This window comes from Streptomyces sp. ADI96-02, assembly GCF_003846185.1.
GTDB lineage: Bacteria > Actinomycetota > Actinomycetes > Streptomycetales > Streptomycetaceae > Streptomyces.
This window is the reverse complement of record NZ_ML123034.1, coordinates 2557388-2557954: the sequence shown is the minus strand read 5'-3', so window position 1 is coordinate 2557954 and position 567 is coordinate 2557388. Positions and strand designations below refer to the sequence as shown.

General features: G+C 67.5%; 1 protein-coding gene. It reads left to right on the top strand.

Annotated features, from left to right (window positions below; all coding sequences use genetic code 11):
• Position 1: 1 nt before the first annotated feature.
• On the top strand, positions 2-567 hold a 566-nt coding region (locus EES43_RS30590; protein ID WP_164493152.1), incomplete at its 3' end, for a hypothetical protein.

Genomic DNA, 567 nt, shown 5'->3' with positions numbered 1-567 from the left:
GGTGACCACGTATACCTACGACGCGAAGAGCGGCCGGATGACCCAGGCCGCCCAGGCACGCGACGGCAAGGAACTGGCGAAGGTCTCCTACACCCACAACGCCGCCGGTCAGCTGGAGAAGATCGACCGGGGCAACGGGGCGGTCAGCACCTACACGTTCAACGACGCCGGCCTGCCCACGGGTGAGAAGCACACCGCGCCCGGCGGCAAGGCGATCGCACAGCATGCCTACACCCACACACCCCAGCGGCAGCTCGCCACAGACCTGGCGACCGTGCGGGAGAAGGACGGCAGCGAGAAGAAGACCGCGACCACGCACACCTACGACACGGAGAACCGCCTGACCCGCACCCGTGTCACCGAGGGCCACACCCCCGGGCAGGGGACTCTCGTCAGCCAGTCCGACTACGCCTTCGACCTCGCCTCCAACCTTTCCGAGGCCAAGACCACCACCCGTGCCGCAGACGGCACCGAGAAGACCTCGGTCACCGCGTACGAGCACGACTCCGCCTCCCGCACCACCCACATCACCGAGGACGGACAGAAGAAGGCCCAGACCTACGACAG